The sequence below is a fragment of the Mesorhizobium sp. M0800 genome (assembly GCF_040320095.1).
GTDB lineage: Bacteria > Pseudomonadota > Alphaproteobacteria > Rhizobiales > Rhizobiaceae > Mesorhizobium.
In genome coordinates this window covers 1-1718 of sequence record NZ_JAMYOZ010000075.1, presented here as the reverse complement: position 1 = coordinate 1718, position 1718 = coordinate 1, and the positions used below count along the sequence as shown (strand labels likewise).

The following is a 1718-nucleotide window of genomic DNA, read 5'->3' as shown; positions in this document are numbered from 1 at the left end:
TGGGCGACATTCCATATTTGACCGCATGCGACTATCGCGATGAAATCGCAGAGGAGCGAGGCACGGTTCGGTTATCGGCCGTTCTCGTAGGTTGGCAAATTCACTAAAGCGGAGCATGCGATGTCCAATGTCACGACCTATCAGCTTTTCATCAACGGCAGTTGGCGAGGCGGTAGTGGAACCCTGACGGTGACCAACCCGGCGACAGAGAAGGTATTTGGCTCGGTGGCCGCGGCGTCGGCTTCGGATCCGCGCTTTGAAGGCGGAAGGCGCAGTATAGTCTTTGCGCGCGCCAAATAGCTTGTTTTGCCGCTGCTGCCCGATCCTCCCATTGGACTGCGGGCTTTGGGCGGCGAGCCCTGCCGGTGCACCTCCCCGCTGGCAGGGCGTATTTCTGAGACGTTGCAGGTCCACTACATCGAGCCAGTAAATGGATATTGAGAAGAACAAGATGCTCCATATGAAACGCTTATGATGTCGAGCACCTTGACTTGCTTCCACCTGCAAGCAAGGTGCCGAAGACCCAAGGAAGGTGCTGACAAGGACAGACATGCAACCTGTCTTCGAAAGATTTCTCGAACGGCTTTGGGACAGCGTCGATGAGGTCGATTTCCGCAGCGCTCTCGCCGATGTGGCTTCACAATTCGACCTGCTCGCCTTCGCCTACCTCTCGCTGCCGCGGCGCTCTATGGACAAGCCCACGCTGATCTCGAACTATCCGGCGCCCTGGACAGCGCGCTATCTTCAGCACCATCTGTGGACGCCCCCGTGAGCGCAAGAAGAATCTTCGAAAAGGCAGTATAGCGGCGCGTAGTCGGGTGCTGACATCTGTCCGGCCTCTGATGCGGCCTTCCATTTGCCGCCGGCCCGTATGGGAGTTCGCCGATCGGATCCATATCACTACCGCGCGCTCGAAGCGCTCTGTGCTGAACTGGTTTTTCCGATCCGTCTCTCATCGACTGTCGCGCCATACCTCTCCGTGTGACCTTCCTACACCTGCGACGACCTCAGACCGAGCTGCTATGCTGCCACGGCCGGAGCCCTGTAGGTCCCACCTCTTGCCATGAGCGCCCAGACGATGCGGGCCATCTTGTTGGCAAGAGCGACGACCACAAGCATTGGCGGCTTGCGGGCGAGCATGCGCCCAAGCCACGATCCTTCCCAAATGCCTCGCCGACGAGCATGACGCACGACAGCGCTCGCTCCGATGATAAGCAGGCGCCGCAATGTACGCTCGCCCATCTTCGATGTTGCACCGAGCTTCTGTTTACCGCCGGTTGAGCGTTGCAGCGGCGTCAGGCCCAGCCAAGCGGCGAAGTCGCGCCCCTTTCGGAAGATTGCGGCGCAAGGCGCCAGTGCAACCAGAGCCGTTGCCGTTATCGGACCAACGCCGGGGATTGTTGCCAACCGCCGCACGTCTTCATCCTCTCGGGCACGCCGTGCAATCTCGGCATCGAGCTGGTTGATCCTTTCCTCCAGCGATCTCAGCGTATCGACCAGCACGGTGAGGGCCAGGCGGGCTGCTTCTGGCAGATCGCCCTCAGGATCCTCTACCTTTTCCATCAGCTTGGCAGTATGTGAAGGGCCCTGGGCAACGACCAGTCCATATTCTGCAAGATGGCCGCGCAAGGCGTTGATCGTCTGGGTGCGCTGCCGCACCAGCAGATCACGAGCCCGGAATACGGCCGCACTCGCCTGCTCCTCCTCACTCTTCACGG

At 60.0% G+C, this 1718-nt stretch carries 3 protein-coding genes; 2 read left to right on the top strand and 1 reads right to left on the bottom strand.

What is annotated here, in order from left to right; genetic code table 11:
* The first annotated feature begins 120 nt into the window (after window positions 1-120).
* Window positions 121-300 carry a hypothetical protein gene (locus NKI18_RS33260; protein ID WP_353022070.1) on the top strand — a complete coding sequence of 60 codons (180 nt, stop codon included), beginning with the start codon at window positions 121-123 and terminating at the stop codon, window positions 298-300.
* A 250-nt stretch (window positions 301-550) separates the two neighbouring features.
* Window positions 551-772, top strand: a complete 222-nt coding sequence (locus NKI18_RS33255) for a hypothetical protein (RefSeq protein ID WP_353022067.1) — start codon at window positions 551-553, stop codon at window positions 770-772.
* A gap of 248 nt (window positions 773-1020) precedes the next feature.
* Here the strand turns inward: NKI18_RS33255 and NKI18_RS33250 are convergent.
* A partial coding sequence (locus tag NKI18_RS33250) for an IS110 family RNA-guided transposase (RefSeq protein ID WP_353022064.1) occupies window positions 1021-1718 on the bottom strand: 698 nt, incomplete at its 5' end.